General features: G+C 61.2%; 19 protein-coding genes. 7 read left to right on the top strand and 12 right to left on the bottom strand.

Annotated elements, in window-relative coordinates:
- Positions 1–21 precede the first annotated feature (21 nt).
- Together HMPREF2845_RS02565 and HMPREF2845_RS02560 are read left to right on the top strand one after the other, a co-directional pair.
- Positions 22–1,836 (top strand): alpha-glucosidase, encoded by a 1,815-nt coding sequence (locus tag HMPREF2845_RS02565; RefSeq protein WP_070633803.1) that lies wholly within the window; start codon positions 22–24, stop codon positions 1,834–1,836.
- A gap of 129 nt (positions 1,837–1,965) precedes the next feature.
- Positions 1,966–3,771, top strand: a complete 1,806-nt coding sequence (locus tag HMPREF2845_RS02560; RefSeq protein ID WP_070633802.1) for a glycoside hydrolase family 13 protein — start codon at positions 1,966–1,968, stop codon at positions 3,769–3,771.
- A 140-nt stretch (positions 3,772–3,911) separates the two neighbouring features.
- Here HMPREF2845_RS02560 and HMPREF2845_RS02555 read toward each other — a convergent pair whose 3' ends face one another.
- Positions 3,912–4,886, bottom strand: a complete 975-nt coding sequence (locus HMPREF2845_RS02555; protein WP_070633801.1) for an AEC family transporter — start codon at positions 4,884–4,886, stop codon at positions 3,912–3,914.
- 302 nt (positions 4,887–5,188) lie between these two features.
- Here HMPREF2845_RS02555 and HMPREF2845_RS02550 point away from each other — a divergent pair, with 302 nt between their 5' ends.
- Positions 5,189–5,674 carry a hypothetical protein gene (locus HMPREF2845_RS02550; RefSeq protein WP_070633800.1) on the top strand — a complete coding sequence of 162 codons (486 nt, stop codon included), beginning with the start codon at positions 5,189–5,191 and terminating at the stop codon, positions 5,672–5,674.
- 194 nt (positions 5,675–5,868) lie between these two features.
- Here the strand turns inward: HMPREF2845_RS02550 and HMPREF2845_RS09295 are convergent, their stop codons facing one another.
- From HMPREF2845_RS09295 to groES, 6 genes are all read right to left on the bottom strand, one after another.
- Positions 5,869–6,030, bottom strand: a complete 162-nt coding sequence (locus HMPREF2845_RS09295) for a hypothetical protein (RefSeq protein WP_168163710.1) — start codon at positions 6,028–6,030, stop codon at positions 5,869–5,871.
- A gap of 219 nt (positions 6,031–6,249) precedes the next feature.
- Complete coding sequence (guaA, locus tag HMPREF2845_RS02545; RefSeq protein WP_049331985.1) at positions 6,250–7,842, bottom strand: glutamine-hydrolyzing GMP synthase; 1,593 nt, start codon at positions 7,840–7,842, stop codon at positions 6,250–6,252.
- A gap of 220 nt (positions 7,843–8,062) precedes the next feature.
- Positions 8,063–9,193 carry a GuaB3 family IMP dehydrogenase-related protein gene (locus tag HMPREF2845_RS02540; RefSeq protein ID WP_049356381.1) on the bottom strand — a complete coding sequence of 377 codons (1,131 nt, stop codon included), beginning with the start codon at positions 9,191–9,193 and terminating at the stop codon, positions 8,063–8,065.
- 145 nt (positions 9,194–9,338) lie between these two features.
- Complete coding sequence (gene guaB / locus HMPREF2845_RS02535) at positions 9,339–10,856, bottom strand: IMP dehydrogenase (RefSeq protein ID WP_049341812.1); 1,518 nt, start codon at positions 10,854–10,856, stop codon at positions 9,339–9,341.
- 308 nt (positions 10,857–11,164) lie between these two features.
- A complete protein-coding gene (gene groL / locus HMPREF2845_RS02530; protein ID WP_049341811.1) occupies positions 11,165–12,751 on the bottom strand; it encodes a chaperonin GroEL in 1,587 nt (528 codons plus the stop codon).
- A 106-nt stretch (positions 12,752–12,857) separates the two neighbouring features.
- Complete coding sequence (groES, locus tag HMPREF2845_RS02525; protein WP_005505066.1) at positions 12,858–13,145, bottom strand: co-chaperone GroES; 288 nt, start codon at positions 13,143–13,145, stop codon at positions 12,858–12,860.
- 226 nt (positions 13,146–13,371) lie between these two features.
- Here groES and HMPREF2845_RS02520 point away from each other — a divergent pair, with 226 nt between their 5' ends.
- Both HMPREF2845_RS02520 and HMPREF2845_RS02515 read left to right on the top strand, forming a co-directional pair.
- Positions 13,372–14,835, top strand: coding sequence for a class I SAM-dependent methyltransferase (locus HMPREF2845_RS02520; protein WP_246824586.1), 1,464 nt, complete (start codon positions 13,372–13,374; stop codon positions 14,833–14,835).
- 298 nt (positions 14,836–15,133) lie between these two features.
- The gene (locus HMPREF2845_RS02515) at positions 15,134–16,282 is read left to right on the top strand and encodes a glutamate--cysteine ligase (protein ID WP_070633798.1); all 1,149 of its coding nucleotides are present in this window, start codon (positions 15,134–15,136) and stop codon (positions 16,280–16,282) included.
- A gap of 157 nt (positions 16,283–16,439) precedes the next feature.
- On the opposite strand, the gene tsaD is transcribed toward HMPREF2845_RS02515, so the two are convergent.
- The 5 genes from tsaD to alr form a co-directional block, all read right to left on the bottom strand.
- Positions 16,440–17,540: a tRNA (adenosine(37)-N6)-threonylcarbamoyltransferase complex transferase subunit TsaD gene (gene tsaD, locus HMPREF2845_RS02510; protein ID WP_049356377.1), complete on the bottom strand. Its 1,101-nt coding sequence runs from the start codon at positions 17,538–17,540 to the stop codon at positions 16,440–16,442.
- A 144-nt stretch (positions 17,541–17,684) separates the two neighbouring features.
- Positions 17,685–18,203, bottom strand: coding sequence for a ribosomal protein S18-alanine N-acetyltransferase (gene rimI, locus HMPREF2845_RS02505; RefSeq protein WP_070633797.1), 519 nt, complete (start codon positions 18,201–18,203; stop codon positions 17,685–17,687).
- Entirely contained in the window at positions 18,204–19,055 is an 852-nt protein-coding gene (tsaB, locus tag HMPREF2845_RS02500; protein ID WP_070633796.1) for a tRNA (adenosine(37)-N6)-threonylcarbamoyltransferase complex dimerization subunit type 1 TsaB, read from the bottom strand.
- A gap of 23 nt (positions 19,056–19,078) precedes the next feature.
- Positions 19,079–19,684: a tRNA (adenosine(37)-N6)-threonylcarbamoyltransferase complex ATPase subunit type 1 TsaE gene (tsaE, locus tag HMPREF2845_RS02495; protein WP_060824446.1), complete on the bottom strand. Its 606-nt coding sequence runs from the start codon at positions 19,682–19,684 to the stop codon at positions 19,079–19,081.
- Positions 19,684–20,997: an alanine racemase gene (alr, locus tag HMPREF2845_RS02490; protein ID WP_070633795.1), complete on the bottom strand. Its 1,314-nt coding sequence runs from the start codon at positions 20,995–20,997 to the stop codon at positions 19,684–19,686. Before alr ends, tsaE begins: the two co-directional genes overlap by 1 nt.
- 143 nt (positions 20,998–21,140) lie before the next feature.
- Here alr and HMPREF2845_RS02485 point away from each other — a divergent pair, with 143 nt between their 5' ends.
- On the top strand, positions 21,141–22,403 hold the full coding sequence (locus HMPREF2845_RS02485) for a glycosyltransferase (RefSeq protein ID WP_070633794.1): 1,263 nt from the start codon (positions 21,141–21,143) through the stop codon (positions 22,401–22,403).
- 28 nt (positions 22,404–22,431) lie between these two features.
- Positions 22,432–23,214 carry a phosphatase gene (locus tag HMPREF2845_RS02480; protein WP_070633793.1) on the top strand — a complete coding sequence of 261 codons (783 nt, stop codon included), beginning with the start codon at positions 22,432–22,434 and terminating at the stop codon, positions 23,212–23,214.
- Positions 23,215–23,575: the final 361 nt, after the last annotated feature.

Below are 23,575 nucleotides of genomic sequence, written 5' to 3'. Positions count from 1 at the left end.
ATACCAAGGGAAGGAAGAACAATGACGACCCAGACCCAGTGGTGGCAGGAACCGGTGGTCTATCAGATTTACCCCCGCTCCTTCAACGACTCCAACGGCGACGGCATCGGCGATCTGCCCGGCATTACCGAGAAGATTCCGTACCTCGCCAAGCTCGGTATTCAGGTGCTGTGGCTCTCCCCCATCTACGCTTCCCCGAACGATGACAACGGCTACGACATCTCCGACTACCGCGCCATCATGACCGAGTTCGGCACCATGGAAGACTTCGATGAGCTGCTCGAAACCGCGCACAAGCACGGCATCAAGCTCATGATGGACCTGGTCGTCAACCACAGCTCCGACGAGCACGAATGGTTCAAGCAGGCACGCTCCTCCAAGGACAACCCCTACCGCGACTACTACATCTGGCGCGGCCCCAAGGGCTTCGATGAGGATGGCAAGCCGATTCCGCCGAACAACTGGATTTCCTGTTTCAGCCCCTCCGTGTGGGAATGGGACGAGGCGACCGGCCAGTTCTACCTGCACTACTTCTCCGTCAAGCAGCCCGACCTGAACTGGGAGAACCCGAAGGTCCGCGAAGAGGTCTACGACATCATGCGCTTCTGGCTGGACAAGGGCGTGGACGGCTTCCGCATGGACGTCATCAACCTAATTTCTAAGGACCTCTCCTTCCCCGAGGACCCGGCAGTCCTCGCTGGCGGCCTCGACAACTCCCTGGCTGTCGCAGCGAACGGCCCGCGCGTGCACGAATTCCTGCAGGAGATGAACCGCGAGGTCTTGAGCAAGTACCCGGTCATGACCGTGGGCGAAACCCCCTGCGTGACCGTGGACGACGCCGCACTCTACACCGGTTTCGACCGCAACGAGCTGCAGATGGTGTTCCAGTTCGAGCACATGGACGTAGACGCCTCCGAAGGTGGCGTGACCGGCAAGTGGTCCGACCGCCGCTTCAACCTGGTTGACCTCAAGAAGGTCCTCACCCACTGGCAGGAAGGCCTGCACGGCCGCGGCTGGAACTCCCTGTACTGGAACAACCACGACCAGCCGCGCACCGTCTCCCGCTTCGGTAACGACTCCCCCGAGTACCGCACCGTCAGCGCCAAGATGCTCGGCACCGTGCTGCACCTGATGCAGGGCACCCCCTACATCTACCAGGGTGAAGAGCTGGGCATGACCAACGTCTTCTTCGACGATGTGAAGGACTACAACGACCTGGAGATTCACGACTCCTGGCGCAAGTACGTTGAAGAGTCGGGCCGCGTCTCCGCGGAGGACATGCTTCGCTACATCAGCGCCTCCGGCCGCGATAACGCCCGCACCCCCATGCAGTGGACCGCTGGCGAGAACGCAGGCTTCACCTCCGGCACCCCGTGGCTGAAGCTGAACCCGCGCTACACCGAAATCAACGCGGAGGCAGAGCTCGCTGACCAGGATTCGGTGTTCTACCACTACCGTGACCTGATTAGCCTGCGCCGCGAGCACCCGATTGTCCTGACCGGCGAGTACCGCCTGCTGGATGAAGAGGATGACCAGGTTTACGCCTACCTGCGCGTGAACTCCGATGAGGACGCCGCCGCAACCGGCGAGCGCGCCCTGCTGGTCGTTGCGAACTTCACCGATGACACCGTTCAGCTGAACTACGCGGGCGGCAACCTGGATTCGGTGGTGCTGACCAACTCGCAGGCACTCTCTCCGACTGAGCTGAAGGCAATCGAGAACACCCCGAAGCTGATTAGCTCGAACTATCGCGATGAGAACCGCGAGTTCACCGACGAGGGCACCCTGCTGCGCCCCTACGAGGCGAAGGTGTACCTCTTCGGTAACGCCAAGTAGCCGTACCCCACTCATACTGTGAGAAGGGGGACCAGATACAGACATTCCGGTCCCTCTTCGCCCTATACTTCAATCACAGACAAAATTTGTTCCTCTTTTCGGCTGGATGGCCGGTATAGAAAGGCAATTATGAGCAACTCCGAGGCATACGAGGTTCCCTCCTACGAAGGCCGCCAGTGGTGGAAGGAAGCCGTGGTGTACCAGGTGTACCCCCGCTCCTTCAACGACGCTAACGGCGACGGTATCGGTGACCTGAAGGGCATCACTGAGAAGCTGCCCTACCTGGCTAAGTTGGGCATCAACGTCATTTGGCTCTCCCCCGTGTTCGACTCGCCGAACGTGGATAACGGCTACGACATCTCTGACTACTTCGCCATCATGAGTGACTTCGGCACCATGGAAGACTTCGACGAGATGCTCGAGACCGCTCACAAGCATGGCATCAAGATCCTCATGGACCTGGTCGCAAACCACACCTCCGACCAGCACCCCTGGTTCAAGGAGTCCCGTTCCTCCAAGGACAACCCCTACCGCGATTACTACATTTGGAAGGATCCGAAGGGCTTCGACGAGGACGGCAACCCGATTCCTCCGAACAACTGGGCGTCCGAGTTCGGTGGCCCGGCGTGGGAGTGGGACGAGGCGACCGGCCAGTTCTACCTGCACATCTTCTTCAAGGAACAGCCCGACCTGAACTGGGAGAACGAGAAGGTTCGCGAGGACCTGTACTCCATGGTTCGCTGGTGGCTGGACAAGGGCGTTGACGGCTTCCGCCTGGACGCTATCAACATCATCTCCAAGCCCGAGGGCTTCCCGGATGACCCCTCCACCGACTTTGAGAAGCACACCTCCTCGATTCCGTTCGTTATCTCCAACGGCACCATGGTGCACCCGTGGATGAAGGAGCTCACCCGCGAGACCTTCAGCCGCTACGATGTAATGACCGTGGGCGAAACTAGTGCAACCAGCCCCGAGGACGCTAAGCTGTGGGCTGGATACCACACCGGTGAGCTGAACATGATCTTCCACTTCGATCACATGGGCGTGGATAACGACCCGAACGGCTCCCTGGGCGGTAAGTGGTCCTACGCGCCGTACAAGCTGACCGAGCTCAAGCGCATCCTGAACGACTGGCAGACCACCCTGGAGGGTAATGCCTGGGGTTCGCTGTACTGGAACAACCACGACCAGCCGCGTGTAGTTTCCCGTTTCGGTAACGATTCGGATGAGTTCCGCACCCTGTCCGCTAAGCAGCTGGCGACCACTCTGCACTTCATGCAGGGCACCCCGTACATTTACCAGGGTGAAGAGATCGGCATGACCAATGTGAAGTTTGATTCGATTGAGGATTACCGCGACGGTGACTCGATCCGCTTCTACGAGGACATGCACGTGGACCACAAGCGTCTGAGCCACGAAGAGGCAATGCAGGCTATCTACATCAAGGGTCGCGACAACGCTCGTACTCCGGTTCAATGGGATGCTTCCGCTAACGGTGGTTTCAGCCCCGAGGGCGTGACCCCGTGGATTGCTGTGAACCCGAACTACCCGGCGATTAACGCTGAGGCTGTTCTGGCGGATGAGGATTCGATCTTCTACCACTACCAGCAGCTGGTGGCTCTGCGCCGCGGCGAGCTGAAGGACCTGATGGTTTACGCGTCCTTCGCTCCGGTGGATTCGGTGCAGGTTCCGCACAACGAGGATGAGGCCGTGTACGCGTACACCCGTACCGGTGGCGCGGACGGTTCCCCCGCGAATGAGTCTCTGCTGGTGATTTCGAACTTCACCGACCAGGAGCAGGAGCGTGACTTCGCTGTGCTTGCTGAGGCTCGTGAGGCTGGCGCTCGTGTTGAGCTGGTGAGCTCGAACTACAAGGACGATGCGGGTTCGACCCTGCGCCCCTACGAGGCGAAGGTGTACCACATCGTACGCTAAGCGCTGTAGCTCGTTGAGTGCTACCGCGTGCCGATAAGGTGAATAGACAGTAGAAGGAGGGTGAGGCTTATGCCCCGCCCTCCTTTTGCTGTCTTTCTTGTTGTCTTCTTGGTTGTCCCAGCGTGCTTTCTTGGCTCTAATTATCTGGCGAACACGAGCTGCAGGATTGGCACGGCGAGCGCAATCATTCCCACGCTGACGACCGCCCCGGCGGCAATGACGGGGGCTGCGGTGCCTTCGTGCCGGTAGTGTGTTTCGAGGATTACGATGTTGGCGGCTGGCGGCAGGACCGCAAGGATGAAGAGCACCTGCGGATGCGCCAGCAGCTGGTCGAAGTGCACGCCCGCCGTATCGTGTGCCCAGCGGGCGAACGCGAGCACGCCGACGCTGTAGACGCTCACGAGTACAGCGCGGAGGAGAGCCCATCCGGTAGCTCGGGTCAAATCGGTGCGGTGCAGTTTGGCGGCACCGAGCCACATGCCCAGAACGATCATTCCGATAAAGCTGAAAACCCAGGTCAGTACCCGGTAGAAGCCCGCCCCGTGCTGGCTCAGGAAGGGGCCGGCGGGTAGGCAGAGCAGACCCACTGCCACGGCGATAACGGGCGGGCTGGTACGCAGACCCCGCAGCACCGTGCGGAGGGTTCCGCCACGGCTCCTAGTGGCTCGTGTATCCGGTGCATTGCCCTCCCCTGCCTCGGCATCTGTCTTGAATCCACTGCGTAGTAGCGAGGTGCCCAGGATATTGCCCATGATGGAGTTGCCGATGTACGCGCCAATGTACACGCGCACGGCTTCTTCACCCCAGAATCCGGCAACCACGGGGATGCCGAAGAGCCCCGCGTTCAGGTAGACGAAGGCGAGCTTCTGCACGGGGTCGCCGGTGATGCGCCCGGCGCAGAGCACGCCGAGAACCATCAATACCATGGTGGAGGCGGCGACAAAGAACAGTTCGGGGCGGCTGGTGGCGACGGTGTAGATGATGACGGCGGGGATAATCCAGCGGGTCAGCAGGGTTGAGGCGCCTTCTTTGAGGCGGGTGCTCCAGCGTTCGGGTAGCAATAGCGCGAGCCCCAGACCTATGCCTAGGTAGATGAGTGGGAGGATAATTCCCATGCTCGTTCCTTTCGCTGTAGCTCTGCTGTTTTTCGCCGCGATGGGGTGTGTCTAATAACCCTACCCTGAACCTTCAGGTTGAGGTTGACTATTTTTTCTCTGTGGTTTTCGGTTTTTTCGCGTCATATTGCATCATATTCCGCTAAACCCTCGTTTTTTATGCGGTTCGCTTCTAGTCTTGAAATATAGAAAGAATATGTCCTCACCGTATTCTTTCAATCTATCGCCGACACTCATTTTCTCGCATCATTAGACGCGCTGTTGTTTCTTCTCATGCGAGGGTTAACGCTCAGGAGCCCGCAATGCAGCAACCGTATCTTTCTTCTCCTCCCGAATCTGGAGGCGTCCCCCACCGCTCTGCAAAGAACCCCGCGGAGGCACAGGGGCAGCACGCCGGTGTGCATATTCCGTGGCGCTCTTCTGCGGCCCCCTCAGCCCCTAATACTTCGAGCATGGTGGTTGAGGCTACCGTTGCTTCCGCCGCGACCGTAGCGCCTGTGAGCGGTCCTGAGCGTACGTTTAGGGTCCCGCACCCGGTGCTGAGTGCTATCTCATGGCTGATTGCGGCCGCGAGCGCTGCATGGCTTGTGATTCTGGGCGTCTCGTTGGCGTTGAATGTCGCCTCGGGTGTGAGTCACGATTCTGAGTTTATGATGCTGACCTACGGCGTGTACATGGCGTGCGCATTTGGGTTCTGCTGTTTTGGCACGTTTTTTGCTCTGCATTTTGGCCTGGGCTCGAGCGCGCATTGGCGTGATTCGATTCGTCACCCGCATCACCCGCACTAAAAAGGTTTATTTCTTGGTGTAGTTTTTTAGGGCATTTATTTGGAGTGCGTTTTTATTTAGACTCGCAGTTTAAATAAATAGACGATTTTTTATAAATTCAAAAAAATATCCGCTCAGAATTTTCTACATAGTCTCATACAAGAAGCCGCCCGGCGCATCCACAAAACGGATGCACCGGGCGGCTTACTTATACGTTAAAAGTCTGGGGTTGGGCGCTGCGAAGCAGAGCGTTCCGCCACTGGGAATTCTTCAGAACAGTTTGCGGCATCTGCAGGGGTAAGAAAACTGACGAAAAACTCATAGACGAAGGATTCAAGCTCTTGTTTTTGAGCGTGCTCATTATCAGCTTTTGACATCTTTAGCTCCTCCTTATGACGTTAGGTTAGTACTCTGCGCATATCAGACGAAGCATATATAAGCACATTATATTTCGTTCTTCCCCGGTATCCGCAACGTACATACACACAAAGAAGCCGCCCGGCGCATCCACAACAGGATGCACCGGGCGGCTTCTTCACGGGCTCTCAGCTACAAAGCTACGCAGCCCAAAGTAGGGATTACTCCCACAGGGATTATTACTCCCACTCAATGGTTCCCGGGGGCTTGGAGGTAACGTCCAGCACCACTCGGTTAACGTCCTTGACCTCGTTGGTAATACGGTTCGAGATCTTAGCCAGCAGGTCGTACGGCAGGCGCGACCAGTCAGCGGTCATTGCGTCTTCCGAAGAGACCGGGCGCAGAACAATCGGGTGACCGTAGGTACGGCCGTCGCCCTGAACGCCCACGGAGCGAACGCCAGCCAGCAGAACCACGGGGCACTGCCAGATGTGCTCGTCCTGGCCAGCTGCGGTCAGCTCTTCACGCACGATAGCGTCAGCGGCACGCAGGGTCTCCAGGTTCTCGCGGTTAACCTCGCCGACAATGCGGATGCCCAGGCCGGGGCCGGGGAAGGGCTGACGTGCCACGATCTTCTCGGGAACGCCGAGCTCACGACCGATAGCGCGGACCTCGTCCTTGAACAGGGTGCGCAGCGGCTCAACCAGTTCGAAGGTCAGGTCGTCGGGAAGGCCGCCAACGTTGTGGTGGCTCTTAATGTTTGCGGTGCCGTCGCCGCCGCCGGACTCGACAACGTCCGGGTACAGGGTGCCCTGAACCAGGAACTTGATGTCTGCGCCCTCTTCGCCAGCTTCGGCGATCAGCTTACGCTGTGCCTCTTCGAAGGAGCGGATGAACTCGCGGCCGATAGCCTTACGCTTCGCCTCAGGCTCGGTGACACCCTCGAGTGCGGAGAGGAAACGCTCCGACTCGTCAATGGTGATGACCTTAATGCCCATGGATGCTGCGTAGTCCTGCTCGACCTGTTCGCGCTCGCCTTCACGGAGCAGACCGTGGTCGATGAAGAAGCAGGTGAGCTGGTCTCCGACAGCCTTGTGCACGAGTGCAGCTGCCACGGAGGAGTCAACGCCGCCGGAGAGCGCGCAGATGACGCGGTCGCTACCGACCTGCTCGCGGATCTTTGCGACCTGCTCCTCAATAATGTTGTTGGTGGACCAGGTGGGCTTCAGGCCTGCCACATTGTAGAGGAAGTTCTCCAGGGCGACCTGGCCGTAGTCGGAGTGCTTCACCTCGGGGTGCCACTGCACGCCGCCGAGCTTACGGGACTCGTCCACGAATGCTGCCACGGATGCGCCGGGGGTCTTTGCCAGCACCTCAAAGCCTTCGGGGGCTTCGGTCACGGAGTCACCGTGAGACATCCACACGTTCTGGGTGGTGGGGGTGCCGGTGAGGAAGGAGGAGTTCTCAGCGCAGACCACAGCGTCGGTTGCGCCGTATTCGCGCAGACCGGTCTGGGCGACGGTGCCGCCGAGGGTCTGGGCCATCACCTGGAAGCCGTAGCAGATACCGAAGATCGGCACGCCAGCTTCGAAGAGGGCCTTGTCGCCCTTGGGTGCGCCATCGGCGTAGACCGAGGAGGGGCCACCGGAGAGCACGATGGCTGCCGGGTTCTTGGCGAGCATCTTCTCGGTGCTCATGGAGTGGGGGACGATTTCGGAGTAGATGCCGGCTTCACGCACGCGACGAGCGATGAGCTGCGCGTACTGTGCACCGTAATCTACCACCAGGACGGGACGCTCTTCGAGCTGGTCCAGGTTCACAGAGTTGGTCACGAAAATTACCTCAACGTGTTGGTACTAATCCGCGCACTTGCGCGGGGATATATCTATTTTACGCTATCGCTGTACGCCGCCGACGGTACGTAGCCGCTCCCCCATCCCGGGGTGCCGCTACATGCTCTAACGGGAGTAGAGCGTGCGTATAGAAAGCACCGCCCGGCGACCGGCAGACCACAAACCTGCCAACCGCCAAGCGGTGATTCATGAAGCTACCTTAGCCGCGGTACGCGGGAACCACGGTCAGGTCAGCCTTCTGGAACTTCTTCAGGTCCAGGTAACCGCAGTTAGCCATTGCGCGCTTGAGCGCACCGACAATGTTGCTGGTGCCGTTCACGTGATGCGAAGGGCCGTACAGGACCTCCTCCAGGGAGCCGACAACACCCAGCGGGGTGCGCACGCCGCGCGGGAAGTCCAGCGAGTGCGCCTCGTTGCCCCAGTACCAGCCCTGGCCGGGAGCCTCGGAGGCGCGAGCCAGCGGAGCACCCAGCATGACAGCGTCAGCGCCCAGTGCGAGCGCCTTCACCATGTCGCCGGAGCGACCCAGGGAGCCGTCAGCAATCACGTGTACGTAGCGGCCGCCGGACTCGTCCAGGTAGTCGGAACGTGCCGCTGCCACGTCGGCGATAGCGGTTGCCATCGGTGCAGAAATACCCAGGCCCTGGCGGGTGGTCTGTGCAGAACCGCCACCGAAGCCCACCAGCACACCGGCTGCGCCGGTACGCATCAGGTGCTTAGCCTGCGAGTAGCCAGCCACGCCACCAACAATGACCGGAACGTCGAGCTCGTAGATGAACTTCTTCAGGTTCAGCGGCTCGTGCGAGGTCGAAATGTGCTCAGCGGAGACGGATGCGCCGCGGATGACGAACAGCTCAACGCCAGCCTTCACCACGGTCTCGTAGTGCTCCTGGGTGTTCTGCGGGCTCAGGGAGCCGGCAACAACCACGCCGGAGTCACGAATCTCTTCCAGGCGTGCAGTAATCAGTTCCGGCTTGATCGGCTCGGAGTAAATCTGCTGCATGCGGGTGGTTGCGGAGGCGGGGTCCGCCTCGGGCAGCTCAACAATCTCGTCGAGCAGCGGCTGCGGGTCCTCGTAGCGGGTCCACAGGCCCTCAAGGTTCAGCACGCCCAGGCCACCCAGCTTGCCCAGGGCAATAGCGGTCGCCGGGGACATGACCGAGTCCATGGGCGCACCAATGATGGGGGTGTCGAACTTGAAGGCGTCAATCTGCCAGGAGGTATCGACATCGCGGCGGTCGCGGGTACGGCGGGTGGGGATGAGCGCCACATCGTCCAGGGAGTAGGTGGGGCGGGCGTTCTTAGAGAGGCCAATCTGAATTTCAGACATGGGGTGAATCCTTTCGAATTCGGTTTGAGGGGTGCCGCTGGGCGTTATTCGCGCCGATGCCCGCCCGATACCTGAACGGGTATGGGGCGGGCTCAACGGCGCATGGTGTGCACACCATGCGGCGAATCATCGTTGGTGAGGCGTTTTAGCGGCGGTAGTTCGGTGCCTCAACGGTCATCATGATGTCGTGCGGGTGCGATTCCTTCAGACCTGCGGGGGTGATGCGCACGAACTGACCCTTGTACTTAAGCTCCTCGATGGTGCGGGAACCGACGTAGAACATGGTCTGGCGCAGGCCACCTTCGAGCTGGTGAATCACTGCGGAGAGCGGGCCGCGGAAGGGAACCTGACCCTCAATACCCTCGGGGATCAGCTTCTCTTCGCTGGAGACGTCAGCCTGGAAGTAGCGGTCCTTGGAGAAGGACTTGTGACGGCCACGAGTCTGCATCGCGCCGAGCGAACCCATGCCGCGGTATGCCTTGTACTGCTTACCGTTCATGAAGATCAGCTCACCGGGGGACTCGGTGGTGCCGGCAAGCAGGGAGCCGAGCATCACGGAGTCAGCGCCGGCAACCAGTGCCTTGCCAATCTCGCCGGAGTGCTGCATACCGCCGTCAGCAATCAGCGGCACACCTGCCGGGATAGCTGCCTTAGCGGACTCGTTGATAGCGGTCACCTGGGGAACACCAACACCGGCGATGATGCGGGTGGTGCAGATGGAGCCGGGGCCAACGCCAACCTTCACGCCGTCAGCGCCAGCGTCGATGATAGCCTGTGCGCCCAGGCGGGTTGCAGCCTGGCCACCGATGACGTCCACGTGTGCTGCGGCGGGGTCCTTCTTCAGGCGGGCAATCATGTCGAGCACGCCCTGGGAGTGACCGTTTGCGGTGTCCACGAACAGTGCGTCGACGCCAGCCTCGACCAGGGTCATTGCGCGCTCGTAGCCGTCACCGAAGAAGCCGATAGCGGCGCCGGCACGCAGGCGGCCGTCCTCGTCCTTGGTGGCGTTGGGGTACTGCTCAGTCTTGACGAAGTCCTTGAGGGTAATCAGACCGGCGAGCTTGCCTGCGTCGTCGACCAGGGGCAGACGCTCAATCTTGTTGTGGGACAGCAGCGCGAATGCTTCGTCCTTGGTGACGCTGGGGTGTGCGGTGACCAGCGGCATGGGGGTCATGATGTCGCGAACGCGAATGCCGTCGTAGTCGGAGCGGGAGATGTAGCGGATATCGCGGTTGGTGATGATGCCTTCCAACACGCCCTCTTCGCTGACGACGGGCAGACCGGAGACCTTGTAGTAGCCGCAGACCTCATCGTACTCGGCGATGGTTGCGTCAGCGCCGATGGTGACGGGGTTAATGATCATGCCGGACTCGGAGCGCTTCACGCGGTCAACGTGTGCAGCCTGATCCTCGATGGAGAGGTTGCGGTGGATAACGCCCATACCGCCCAGACGTGCCATAGCGATTGCCATAGCGGAGTCGGTCACGGTGTCCATTGCCGCGGAAATAATGGGGGTGTTCAGGGTGATGCGCTTGGACAGGCGGGTGGAGGTGTCCGCATCGGAGGGGATGACGTCGGTGTTGCCGGGCAGCAGCAGCACGTCATCGTAGGTCAGGCCGGTGAAGCCGAAGGGATCCTCGGACAGAGCGGTGGGAATGGTCATTGTCTACCTTTCGGATGCTGGCTTCATCGGTGAGAAGCTCAGCCTATACGTTGCGTATGTCAAGATGCGGTACGACCCGTCTGCTCGCACCCCACAAGGTGGTTTGAGCGCAAACGGGAGCAGCTTACCTTCTATAGTAAACCGCTAGAGGTTTCTTTGCTGAGAAGCACTCAGAGTAAGCATTCCTCAGCGGGAGGCTGTCGGCAGGTTCTAACGCCCCCGCGAACGCGAGCGCATCCGAGCCTACCGACAGCGAGTGCCCGGTACCGCCTCCATGGTGGAGGGGCGGCACCGGGCACACACACTATTTAGGCTTCTTCAGTTTCTTCGGGCTTCTCAACCACCAGGGTCTCGGTGGTCAGCACCAGAGCCGCGATGGAGGATGCGTTCTGCAGAGCCGAACGGGTCACCTTCACCGGGTCAATCACGCCGGCTTCGATGAGGTCCACGTACTCGCCGGTCTTGGCGTTGAAGCCGTGGCCCACGGGCAGCTCGGAGACCTTGGAGACGATGACGTAGCCGTCTTCGCCCGCGTTCTCAGCGATCCAGCGCAGCGGCTGAACCAGGGCACGGCGAACAATCTGTACACCCACGTTTGCGTCGTGGTTGCCCAGGTCCATGCCGTCCAGTGCCTTCAGCGCGTGAACCAGTGCGGAACCGCCACCGGAGACGATGCCCTCTTCCAGGGCTGCACGGGTGGAGGACACAGCATCCTCGATGCGGTGCTTGCGTTCCTTCGCCTCAACCTCGGTTGCGGCACCGACCTTGATGACGCCCACGCCACCGGCGAGCTTAGCCAGGCGCTCCTTGAGCTTCTCGCGGTCCCATTCGGAATCCACACGCTCAATTTCACGGCGCAGCTGCTGCACGCGGTCCTCGATTGCCTCGGGGTCGCCGCCACCGTCCACGATGGTGGTGTGGGACTTGGTGACGGTCACGCGGCGTGCCGAGCCCAGGTGCTCCAGGGTGACCTGCGGCAGGTCAATGCCGAGCTCACCGGTCACGACGGTGCCGCCGGTCAGAATTGCCAAATCCTGCATGATTGCCTTGCGGCGGTCACCGAAACCGGGAGCCTTCAGAGCGACCACATTGATGGTGCCGCGCAGCTTGTTCACGACCAGTGCGGAGAGCGCCTCACCGTCAACGTCTTCTGCGATGATGGTCAGCGGCTTCTTCGCCTGAACGATCTTCTCGAGCACGGGCATGATTTCTGCGATGGTGGAAATCTTGCCCTGGTAGAGCAGCACGAGGCTGTTCTCCAGCACTGCTTCGCCGCGCTCAGCGTCGGTGACGAAGGAGGGCGAGAGGTAGCCTTTGTCGAACTGCATACCTTCGGTGATGTCCAGTTCGATTTCGGTGGAGGAGCCGTCTTCGATGGTGATGACGCCGTCCTGGCCGACCTTCTCGAAGGCGCGAGCCAGCAGCTCACCGATCTGCTCGGACTGGGCGGAGATAGCGGCAACGTGCGCCACCTCGGGGCCCTGCACGGGGCGTGCGTTCTCGAGCAGGCGTGCGGAAACAGCCTCCACAGCAGCCTCAATGCCGCGCTTGACGTCGGCGGGTGCCGCGCCGCTGGTAACATTGCGCAGGCCCTCGTTGACCAGTGCCTGTGCGAGCACGGTTGCGGTGGTGGTGCCGTCACCGGCTACGTCGTTGGTCTTGGTGGCGACTTCCTTCGCCAGCTGGGCGCCCAGATTTTCGTACGGGTCGTCCAGTTCAATTTCGCGAGCAATGGACACGCCGTCGTTGGTGATGACGGGTGCACCCCACTGCTTGTCGAGCACAACGTTGCGCCCGCGCGGGCCGAGGGTTACCTTGACCGCGTTTGCCAGCTTATCGACGCCAGCCTGCAGGGACTTGCGGGCGGCATCGTTGAATTCAAGCTGCTTAGCCATGTGTTCGCTACTCCTAGTGCGTCACAGAAAGGAAATTTTTAAGGGGCAGATGATAGCTCATGCGCCGTACCGGATGAGCGGTACGGCGCATGAGCATCTGAAAGTATTAGTCGACGATTGCCAGAACGTCGCGCGCGGAGAGAATCAGGTACTCTTCGCCCTGGTACTTGACCTCGGTGCCACCGTAGCGGGAGAACACGACAACGTCGCCTTCCTTGATGTCTACGGGAATGCGGTTGCCCTTCTCATCCACGCGGCCCGGGCCAACGGCGACAACGCGTGCTTCCTGCGGCTTTTCCTTCGCAGTTTCGGGGATGACCAGACCGGATGCGGTGGTCTGCTCAGCCTGCTCGATCTTGATAACGACGCGGTCTTCCAGGGGCTTGATAGCCATAATCGGTTCCTCCGGGTTGTGGATTTACGTTTGATGCGAGACAGCGGCGCAGTGGCGCGCCCGATGACTGTCTCGAGTGCTACCTCAACTCTAGTTTCACCTGTGCTTTCGGTCAAGAAAAGCACCCCTCTGCCGGGGTGTTTCACCGCAAGGCGAACGCTGAGCAAAAAGCTGGGCAAATCGGGCTCCCCACCTCTCAAAACCGGCACCCCGTAAAATGAGGAGCATGCCTATTCCCGCATCCCCTTTTACACCCGCCGCCGAGCTTCCGTTCAGCGCCGAAGCACTCGCGGCAGCCGACGAGCTCTACCCGCTGGGTTCAGATACGCTCAGCGCCGTTACTTCTTTGCGTTCGCGAGGTTTTAGCCCCGAGGAGTCTGCACAGATTATTTCGCTGGCGCAGGCTCGTACCCGTGCGCGCGCCAAGTTCGGCGAGCGCACCCGCACGCTCATGCTGACTCAGGAGGCGGCGGAACAGGCGACCCGCCCGGTGATTGCGCACTATCGTACTCAGCGTCTGCGCCCGGTTGCCGGCACGGTGGCTGATTTGGGTTGCGGTATCGCGTCGGATTCTGCCGTGTATGCGGCCGATCGCGGTGCCGTGGTTGCGGTGGAGTTGGACCCGTTGACGGCTTCTTTTGCGGCGAAGAACCTTGAGTTTTGCCCGCAGGCGCGCGTGTATTCGGGGGATGTGACCGATTATGTGCACGGTGAACTTCTGGACGCTGCCGGTGAGCCGGTGGGCATTGTGTGGATGGACCCGGCACGCCGCGAGTTGCGCGGTGCTAAGAAGGCTCAGACGGAGCGTCTTTTTGATCCGGAGGCGTTCTCTCCCCCGTTCTCGTTCGTGCTGAATCTGGCACGCACTGGGGTGCCGATGGGCGTGAAGTTGGGTCCCGGTTTTCCGCATGAGGGCATTCCCGCGCCCGGAGATATTGCGTCGGAGGCAAACCCCAACCCGCGCGTTGAGGCGGAGTGGATCCAATCGGAGGGTTCCCTCGCCGAGTTGGTGCTCTGGTTTAACGCGCTAGCTCAGGAGGGGGTGGCTCGCACGGCAACCTCTGTGCATGAAACCCCTGCGCGCGAGCTGCCTGCGGAAGAGACTACCCCCAACGAAGGTTCCACCGGAGGCTCCGCCGAAACCAGTGCTCTGCTGCCGCATTACGAGACGGTGAGCTTCCGTAGCCCCTTGACGGCGGAAGAGGCGCAGCAGAGCGCTGAAGTTCCGGTGTCCCTACCGCAGCCCGGTGATTACCTGCTGGAGCCTGCCCCGGCGATTGTGCGCTCGCATCTGGTCGCTGAGTTTGCGCAGAGTATTGGCGCGCATCTGCTGGATGAGCACCTGGCGTACCTATGTTCTGCCGAGCCGGTGGAGCATCCGCTGGTTGCCTGCTACGAGGTGCTGGAGGAGATTCCCCTGCAGGAGAAGCAGCTGAAGCGTTGGGTGCGCGAGCAGGGCTTTACGGCGCTGACGATTAAGAAGCGTGGCGTGGATATTGTTCCGGAGCAATTGCGTGCGCGTCTGCTGGGTTCTGCGGGTTCTAAGCCTTCCAAGAAGAAACAGAAAAAGAACGCTAATTCTTCTTCGGGTGTGCAGGAGCCCTCGTACCGTCCGGCGACGCTGGTCTTTACCCGCATCGGTTCGGGTAGGGATTCACGCCGCATCGGCTGGCATGTGCGCCCACTCTAACCTCGCCAGCCCCGGCCACCCATCCCTAACTACCCAGCACTGACGGCCCAGACCCGACTGCCCAGACCCGAGGACGGGTTACCGTTCGTGACGATTCATGACGTTTCCCGTTCCGGATTCTGCACTCGACAGAGCACCGGGCACCGCAAGACCGTACACTAGATACGGTGCTTAGTAGAGGTACTCCCCCAAGGAGCTAGCTCTCACCGGCTAGCGCACAGCCGGGCAGAGCCCACCGATAATAACTTCCACAGTCGGCACCATGCACGACCCTATTTCCAGACGCAGGAAAGGCAATATGATCGACTTTGCTACCTCCCCGCAGTCCACTCTCGGCGTGGAATGGGAGATTGCGCTCATCGACCGTGAAAGCGGCGCACTGACCCAGCGCGCCAGCGAGGTGCTATCCATCCTGCGCGAACGCCACCCCGAACTGCTCGAGCCCGCCTCCGACCGGGCGCATGTGACCGGCGAGTTCCTGGAGAACACCGTCGAGGTGGTGACCGGCATCTGCCGCACCGTCGCTGAGGCGTGCCGTCAGCTGCAGGATTTAACGGATACTCTGCGCGACATCACCGATGACCTGGGCATTGAGTTCTACCCCGCCGGCACTCACCCCTTCTCCCACTGGGCTGACCAGCCGGTTGTGGCGAAGGAACGCTACCAGCGCGTGGTCGAGCGCGCCCAGTATTGGGGCCGCCACATGGTCATTTACGGTGTGCACGTACACGTGGGCGTTGACTCCCGCGATAAGGTTCTGCCGCTTATTGACGCGCTGACCAACTACGGACCGCATCTGCTGGCGCTTTCGTGCTCTTCCCCGTACTGGGATGGAGTCGATACCGGTTACGCTTCGCACCGCACCCAGCTTTACCAGCAGCTGCCCACGAACGGCCTGCCCTTCCACTTTGACACCTGGGAGCAGTACAGCGAGTACCTGGAGTCACTCGTGGCGACCGACGTGATCAACGACCCGAGCGAGGACCGTTGGGATGTTCGCCCGGTTCCGCGTTACGGCACTATTGAGATGCGCTATTGCGATGGCCTCGCGTCCCTGCCGGATGTTGCGGCAATCGTGGCGTTCACGCAGTGCCTGGTGGAGTACTTCTCCCGCCGCATTGAGGCGGGTGAAAGCGTTGAGGTGCTCGCCCCCTGGCACGCTCAGGAGAATAAGTGGCGCGTCGCCCGCTACGGCCTGGAGGCTAAGATCGTGGTCTCTAACGAGCCGGTGCAGCGTACCCTGCGTGAAGATTTTGAGCTGCTTCTGCCCAAGCTGGAGCCGGTGGCACGCGACCTTGACTGCGAGGTAGAGCTGGCGCAGGTACGCCGCATCCTCGCCGAGGGTACGGGTGCGGATCGTCAGCGTGCGGTCTTTGAGAAGACCGGCTCTCTGCGTGAGGTGGCGCTGGATGTTGCCGCGCAGTCTCGTGCGCGAGCGCTGCGTTAGAGCCGCCCCCAGCTAAAGTTTGAATACAGAAAATGCCTCGGCGCAGTCCTTTGTGAGACTGTGCCGAGGCATTTCTATGAGTATTTTCGAGGCGAGCCGCATCAACGGGCTCGCGCTCATAATCCCTGCGGAAGTAGCTATTTCAGAGGCAGCCCGTTTAGAAACAGACCGTGGTCACCGGCAGCGAGGAATCCGTCGTGAAGTCCACACCCGAGGGCTCACGACCGGCAGCGACCAGGCGGGCACCCAGCGCCGCAACCATCGCGCCGTTATCGGTGCACAGGGTGAACTTCGGGATAATCAGGCGCACCCCCTCGGAGGCGCATCGGGCGGCAAGCAGCTCACGCAGGCGCGAGTTAGCCGCCACGCCACCGCCGAGCAGCAGGGTCTTCATGCCCTGCTCTCGGCAGGCGAGCATCGCCTTCTTGGTGATAACGTCCACGACCGCCTCCTGGAAGGACGCGGCAATATCGGCAACCGGGACCTCTTCACCGGCTGCTTCAAAGCTTTCGATCACGCGCGCCACGGCGGTCTTCAGGCCGGAGAAGGAGAAATCGTAGCGGTGTGCGCCGGGCTCCTCGGCGGTGCCCATGAACTTGCGGTTCGACAGGCCGCGCGGGAACACGAAGGCGTTGCGGTTACCCTCGGCGGCGGCGAGATCAATCGCGGGGCCGCCCGGGTAGTCCAGGCCGAGCAGTCGGGCGACCTTGTCGTAGGCCTCGCCTGCGGCATCGTCGAGGGTCGCGCCGAGCAGACGCACATCGGAGGTAATATCGCGCACCTGCAGGATTTCGGTATGACCGCCAGAGACTAGTAGCGCACCCAGGCCACCGGATCCGGCATTCGCCAGCAGGTCGGAGCCGTCTTCGGTGCCGTTGTCCTCCAGCAGGCCAACGCCAACGTGTGCGACCAGGTGGTTAATGCCGTAGAGGGGCTTGCCGGTGGCAATAGCGAGCGCCTTCGCCGCGGAGACACCCACCATGAGTGCGCCCGCCAGGCCGGGGCCGGCGGTGACGGCAATAGCATCCACCTGATCGAGAGTGATGTCCGCTTCGGCGAGTGCCGCTTTGAGGGCGGGGATCATGGCGTCCAGGTGGGCGCGGGAGGCGATTTCGGGGATCACGCCGCCAAAGCGCACGTGCTCTTCCATGGAGGAGGAGATGGTGTTGCTGAGCAGCTGTGCACCGCGCACAATGCCGATACCGGTCTCATCGCAGGAGGATTCGATGCCCAGAACGAGGGGTTCGCGAGTGCTCATAGTCTATCTTTCTGTTGCGCTGTCTGCGCGTAGTGCTTCTAGTTGCAGTAATGGAAGGATGCAGTGATATAGGGATGCAGCGGCGTAGAGGGTGGCGGATACTCGCCTCTATCGCGGGGATTGCCGTTTAGTTCAACGGATTATTTAGAACGTGCATTCCATAATGATGGCGTCGGTTCCGTCATCGTAGTAGCCGCGGCGTACGTGAATCGCACGGTAGCCGTTGCGTTCGTAGAGACGCTGGGCGCGCGGGTTGTCGGCACGCACCTCCAGCAGGATGCGCTCGGCACCCTGCTCGCGGGCACGCTCGTGCATCTGCTCAAGCATGGCGCGACCGAAGCCGTGGCCCTCGTACTCGGGGAGCACGCCGATGGTTTGAACGTCGGCGGTGTCGGCTACGACCATGGTTCCGCAGTAGCCGATAGCGCGCCAGCCGCCTTCGTTATCTTCCGAACCTTCTGCGGGCAGTTCCAGCATGTAGTAGGTGCGGGTCGGGTGGGTCAGTTCCTCAAGGAACATGTCGATGTGCCAGGCGTCGGCGGGGAACAGGGTGGTTTCCATGCGGTGCATAGCCTGCACGTCCGCGAGTTCGGCAACGCGCAGGCGAGCGCCCAGAGCTAGGTCGTCTCGCACGATATTTTCAGAGTTTTCAGCAGCGCTCATTTAGCTTTCCTTCTGCGCGACAGTCTGTGCAGTGGCCTGACCGGCAGCCTGTGCCGCCTGCTTCTGCTGGCGGGCGAGCATTGCGGCGGGGACCTTCGCGTCCGAGTCGCGCAGGTACTGGGCGGAGGTGTCCTCGCTCAGGTTCTCTACGCCCAGGCGTGCCGCGGCGGCGACCAGGTACTCGGCGTGCGGGTGCACCTCGCGGGCAGAATCGACAATGGTCCAGCCGTGCTCTTCGAGGGTCTCGGAGTACAGGCCGGCACCGTAACCGTAGGCGTAGGAGGGGCCTTCACCGGGCAGAATTTCGGAGGCGGGGCATACGTTCGGGCCGTCCACCAGGGTGTAGCCGTCGGTCTCCACGCGGTAGCGTGCTGAGTAGACTTCGCGGCGGCGCGCGTCGGAGAGTACGAGCAGCTCGGCACCTTCTGCGGGCTCAAAACCTTCAGCAGAAGCGAACGCTCGTTCTGCATTCTCTTCCCCGGCAGTACCCTCAGCACTTTCCCCGGCAACCACGCCAGACACAGCACGCTCAGCCAGGGCGGTCAGGCTCATCATGCCGTACACCGGCACCGACCAGGCAAAACCCAGAGCGCGCGCAGTAACGATACCGGCGCGAAGACCCGTAAAAGGTCCCGGACCGGTACCGGTCAGAATCGCATCCAAATCTTCGCCGCGCACGCCAGCGTCCTGCAGGGCCGCCTGCGCGTAGGGGCCCATCACCTCGGCGTGGGAGCGGGTATCTTCACTCTCGTAGTGGGCAAGGATTTCGAAGGACGCACCGGCTTCGGAGCCGTGCACACGGGCGAGCGCCACAGATGCGGTGGCGGATGAATCAAGGGCAAGTACTAGCACCCTATCATTCTAACGCGCGGGCTCTAGGCGCTCTGCAGGGCCTCTTTCAGGGCGTCAAAAGCGTGCTCCCAGCGGGGGCCGAAGGCGCGCACCCGCAGCAGGCGAGGTTCGGGGGTGTCCGCGTCCTCGTCGCTTTCGTCCTCGTCTTCGTCGTCCCAGCTGAACTCTTCGGCGCCCGAGTAGGCGAAGCGTGCATCCGCGCCGGTCAGGCGGGTGAAGTCCAGCTCCAGGCGGGAATCGCTCAGGTGCTCAGCTTTATCGCGGCCCCACTCAATGACGGTCACAGAGCGCGGCAGGGAGAACTCCAGATCCAGGTCGTCGAGCTCTTCGGCGCTGGAGAGGCGGTAGGCGTCCACGTGCACCAGGTCGGGGCCGCCGGGGCGGGGGCCGTCCGGCAGGTTCGGGTGCACGCGCGAGAGCACGAAGGTCGGTGAGATAACGCCTTCGCGCACGCCCAGGCCTTCACCCAGGGAGCGGGTGAACGTGGTCTTACCCGCACCAAGCTCGCCCGAGAGCAACAGTACGTCCCCGGCGTTCAGGTGCTGCGCCAGGGTGAGCGCCAGGCGGCGGGTATGGTCGGGGCCGGTCACATCCAGATCGAGTGCGGCAGAAATGTACTCAGCGCTCATTAGCCCTCCTGCTCCTGCCCGGTACCCCACAGCTCGTTCAGCTCAGCTTCAACCCAGGAGCCGCCAACGTAGAGGCGCTCCACGCGGGACGAAATGCGGGTCACGATTTCGTAGTTAATGGTCTGCGCGGCATCCGCCCACTCTTCCACGGGCGGGTTCTCACCGGCACCAAAAAGGATGGCGGGCGCACCCAGGTAGCCCAGGGCGGGGTCGCTCAGGCCGGGTTCGCCCAGGTCAACGACCATCTGGTCCATGGCGATGCGGCCGACCACGCGGTAGGTCTTACCTTCCGTATTGTTAGGCACGGAGCCGTTCTCCGCGTTCTGCGCGCCCGGGTAGATGCGCACCGGCGCGTTCTCCGCAATGCGCGGCACGCCGTCAGCGTAGCCGAGCGGCACCAGCGCCAGGGTGGTTGCTTTGGGAGTGTGGTAGCGCAGACCGTAGGAAACGCCCTGACCTGCAGGAACTTCCTTCACGGCGGCAATGTAGCTGCTCACCGTCATGACGGGCCTCAACCCCAGGTCCTCAGCGGTCACCTCCGGCAGCGGGGAAAGACCGTAGAGAGCCAAACCGCAACGCACGCCGTCACCGAGCAGACGCTCCTCCGTGTCCCAGCCCTCCAGCGAGGCGGTCAGGGTCGCAGGCGAGTTCGCCAAATGCACGATCTTCGGGGCCAGGCCAGCCTCACGAGCCTGAGCCACAAAAGTATCCAGGGTGTCGAGCTGCTGCGCAGTCTCGGCGCGGGTCGGCTCATCAGCAACCGCCAGGTGGCTAAAAATACCTTCAACCGTAATCAGACCGGACTCCTCGAGAGAAGCGGCACGAGCGACCAGCGCAGGCCAATCCGCCGCGGTGGCGCCGTTACGACCCAGACCGGTATCAGCCTTCAGATGCACGATAGCGCGCTCGCCGGTGCGTTCAGCGGCGGCGGCTACCGCCTCCAGGTCCCAGCCGGAAACGCCCAGACGAATCTTCTCCTGCAGTGCCGCATCAAAGTCGGTGGAGGGGGTGTGCAGCCACGCCATGAGCGGCGCGTCAATACCGTCAGCACGCAGTTCCAGGGCCTCGTTCACGTGCACCACGCCCAGCAGGTCGGCACCGGCAGCAATAGCTGAACGTGCCACCGGGTACGCGCCGTGACCGTACGCATCCGCCTTAATCACGGCAATGAGCATGCGGTCACCAATGAGTTCCTTGAGGCGGCGCACGTTATGTTCCAGCGCGTCAAGGTCAATCGTGGCGCTACGTTCCACCTGGCCGGGAGTGCAGGGCGGGCAGTAGAGCGGTTCGGCAGGCTGCTGAGGGTGAGTCATGGTCCTTCACGGTCCTTCTGACGGCGGGTACTACAGGCTGCGCTTGGACAGCCTCTCTTCTACTAAATTCTAGACCTCCCGGTGTGCGAAAGTCCTATCGCGCTACACTAGGTAAGGTACACCTTTGAGAGAGGAAAGCATCGATGAGCACTCTGCCGCCGGTTCGGACGGTTCACGTGTATTCCATGCACACCGACCCTTTTGCGCAGCCCGGTAGCGGAGATGCAGGCGGCATGAACGTCTATATTGCCCGGTCGGTGCATGCCATGCTGGAACTGGATCCGGAGCTGCGGGTTGAGGTTTTCACCCTGGATCGCGGTGAGGCGCTTCCGACCGATTCGCCGTTCCGTCAGCCTCCTCAGCCCGGCGAGCGCCTTGTGCGCCACAGTCTTGATCTGCCCTCCGCCCGTGGTCTTTCGAAGAATGAGCTGGCTGCGGTCACCGATGATTTTGCGCAGGCGTGCGTCGAGCAGGCACTGTACACCCCGGATATTATTCACGCCCACTATTGGCTGTCGGGTCAGGCTGCGGCTCGTGCATCCGAGCTGTGGTCGGCTCAGGGCGTTGGCTTCCCGGTTCCTGTTCTTTTTACTCCACATACGACGGCTGCTGCCAAGGATGCGCGCCGCGGCGAAGGTGAGGCGCCCGAACCCGAGGAGCGCTATGCCGCCGAGCGCCTGATGAGTAGCTCCGCGAGCCGGGTGATTGTGAATACTCCCCTGGAGGCGCAGCAGATGGGCGAGTATTACGGTACGGACGCGCAGAAGCTTGCCACTATCCCGCCGGGTGTTGACACCTCGATTTTCCATACGATTCCTGGCGTGCATCCGCTCAATGACACCTCGGAGACTCGTTGCCGCATTGTGTTTGCCGGTAGGCCTCAGCCGTTGAAGGGCCCGCATCTGCTGGTGGAGGCGCTCGCGCTGCTCCCCTCCGATCTGCAGGTGGATGTGGACATTATTGGTCGTTCCGATTCGGATTATGAGCGCCGCCTGTTGCAGCGTGCAGCTGAGCTGGGTGTGGCAGATCGGGTGCATTTGAAGGATCCGGTTCCGGCATCTGAGTTGGCGAATATTTTCCGTGCTGCCGATATCGTGGCGTCCCCGTCGTCGTCTGAGACGTTCGGGTTGGTGGCTCTGGAGGCGCAGGCGTGCGGCGCGGCGGTGCTCGCTACGGATGCTGACGGTCTGCGCTTTGCGGTGGAGAACCACCGTACGGGCCTGCTGGTGGCGCCTCGTACTCCGCAGCGTTGGGCTGCAGCTATTGAGCGTCTGGTGCGTGCCCCGTATCTGCGTCATTCGTTGGGTGCGAACGCCGCGGCGCGTGCCCGCACGATGGGTTGGGAGCAGACGGCGCGTAAGACCCTGGAAGCTTATGCCGAGGTACGTGAGGGTATCTCGCAGTAATGTATTTTTCACGTTGTGAGGAGTTTTAATGTCTTTCTCGATGAGCCGCGATGAGTTCGCCGCGTACCTGGATTCTGTGCGTATTACCGGCGAGGTGGCAACCGCCCGAGAGAATAACCTGGACCATATTCAGGGTTTCCTGGATGGTAATGAGCACCTTGAGTTTGGTGTGCAGTGGACCCGCGAATGGGATTACGATTCGGTGTTTGAGGTGATGGTTCGCCGCGCGGGTCTGAACCCGGATCGTTCGCATACTCACGGTCAGGACACTATTGGTGCTGAGCAGTGCATCAGCGCTCTGGAGGAATACGCCCGCATCTTCGGTGAGGCGGTGCGTGCGAGTTCTCGTATTTTGTTTGCGACCGGTCACCCGGCGGGTCTGTTCCCCATCTATGCGGTGATGGCTGCGGCTGCGAAGGCTGCCGGTGCTGAGGTTCTCCAGATTGAGGAGGGCGAGCGCTTCCTGGACGGCGATGTCCGTCAGATTATGGATGTCGTGATGTTTGAGCAGTACGGTAATCTGCAGCATACGCATTTCCCCGGCCCGATGCGCATCGCACTGGATCAGTTGAAGGCGCGCGGTGTGACTCCGGATCTGGTGGTTTCGGATCACGGTATGGCTGGTTATGCTTCCTCGACCTGTAAGTTGCTGACGATTGGTATTGCGGATTGTAATGATCCGGGTCTGTTTGTGGCGGCTGAGCAGGGGGACCTGCCGGTGTGCGTGCCGATGGACGATAACGTTCCGCCGCGTCGTTATGAGCCGATGATTGATTTTATTTTGGATCGTGCGGGGCTTGAGCGTCCTTAATGTCTCTTGTGCACCCTGCGTTTAGGGTGTGGGGTCTTCGGGGTTTGTCTTTTATTTGTCGGTTATTTTCCTGCAGGTGCGTGAAACATGCCGATGGTTTTGGGGTTTCTTAGCTCCACTAGGCATTCTTCCCGAAGGCCCTTTTTTCCTTCTTTGTCTGTGATTGATTTCATCACACCCAAGAGGCTTTGTGCCTTCATTCTTCGCGCCACAAGACCCCCGACCCCGTAGAATAGTTTACGGAACACGTTTATGCGCTCTTTAGCTTCATATAGCGTTCCACTAGGCGCCTTACCAGCGCCTTTACCGTAGTCTCTGCCACTATTCACTCAGCAAGATTACTGGTTCACTCATTCATTCA

The organism is Rothia sp. HMSC065B04 (assembly GCF_001812285.1).
Taxonomy (GTDB): Bacteria; Actinomycetota; Actinomycetes; order Actinomycetales; family Micrococcaceae; genus Rothia; species Rothia mucilaginosa.
The sequence above is the reverse complement of the archived record's forward strand: the minus strand, read 5'-3'. Positions and strand labels throughout refer to the sequence as shown.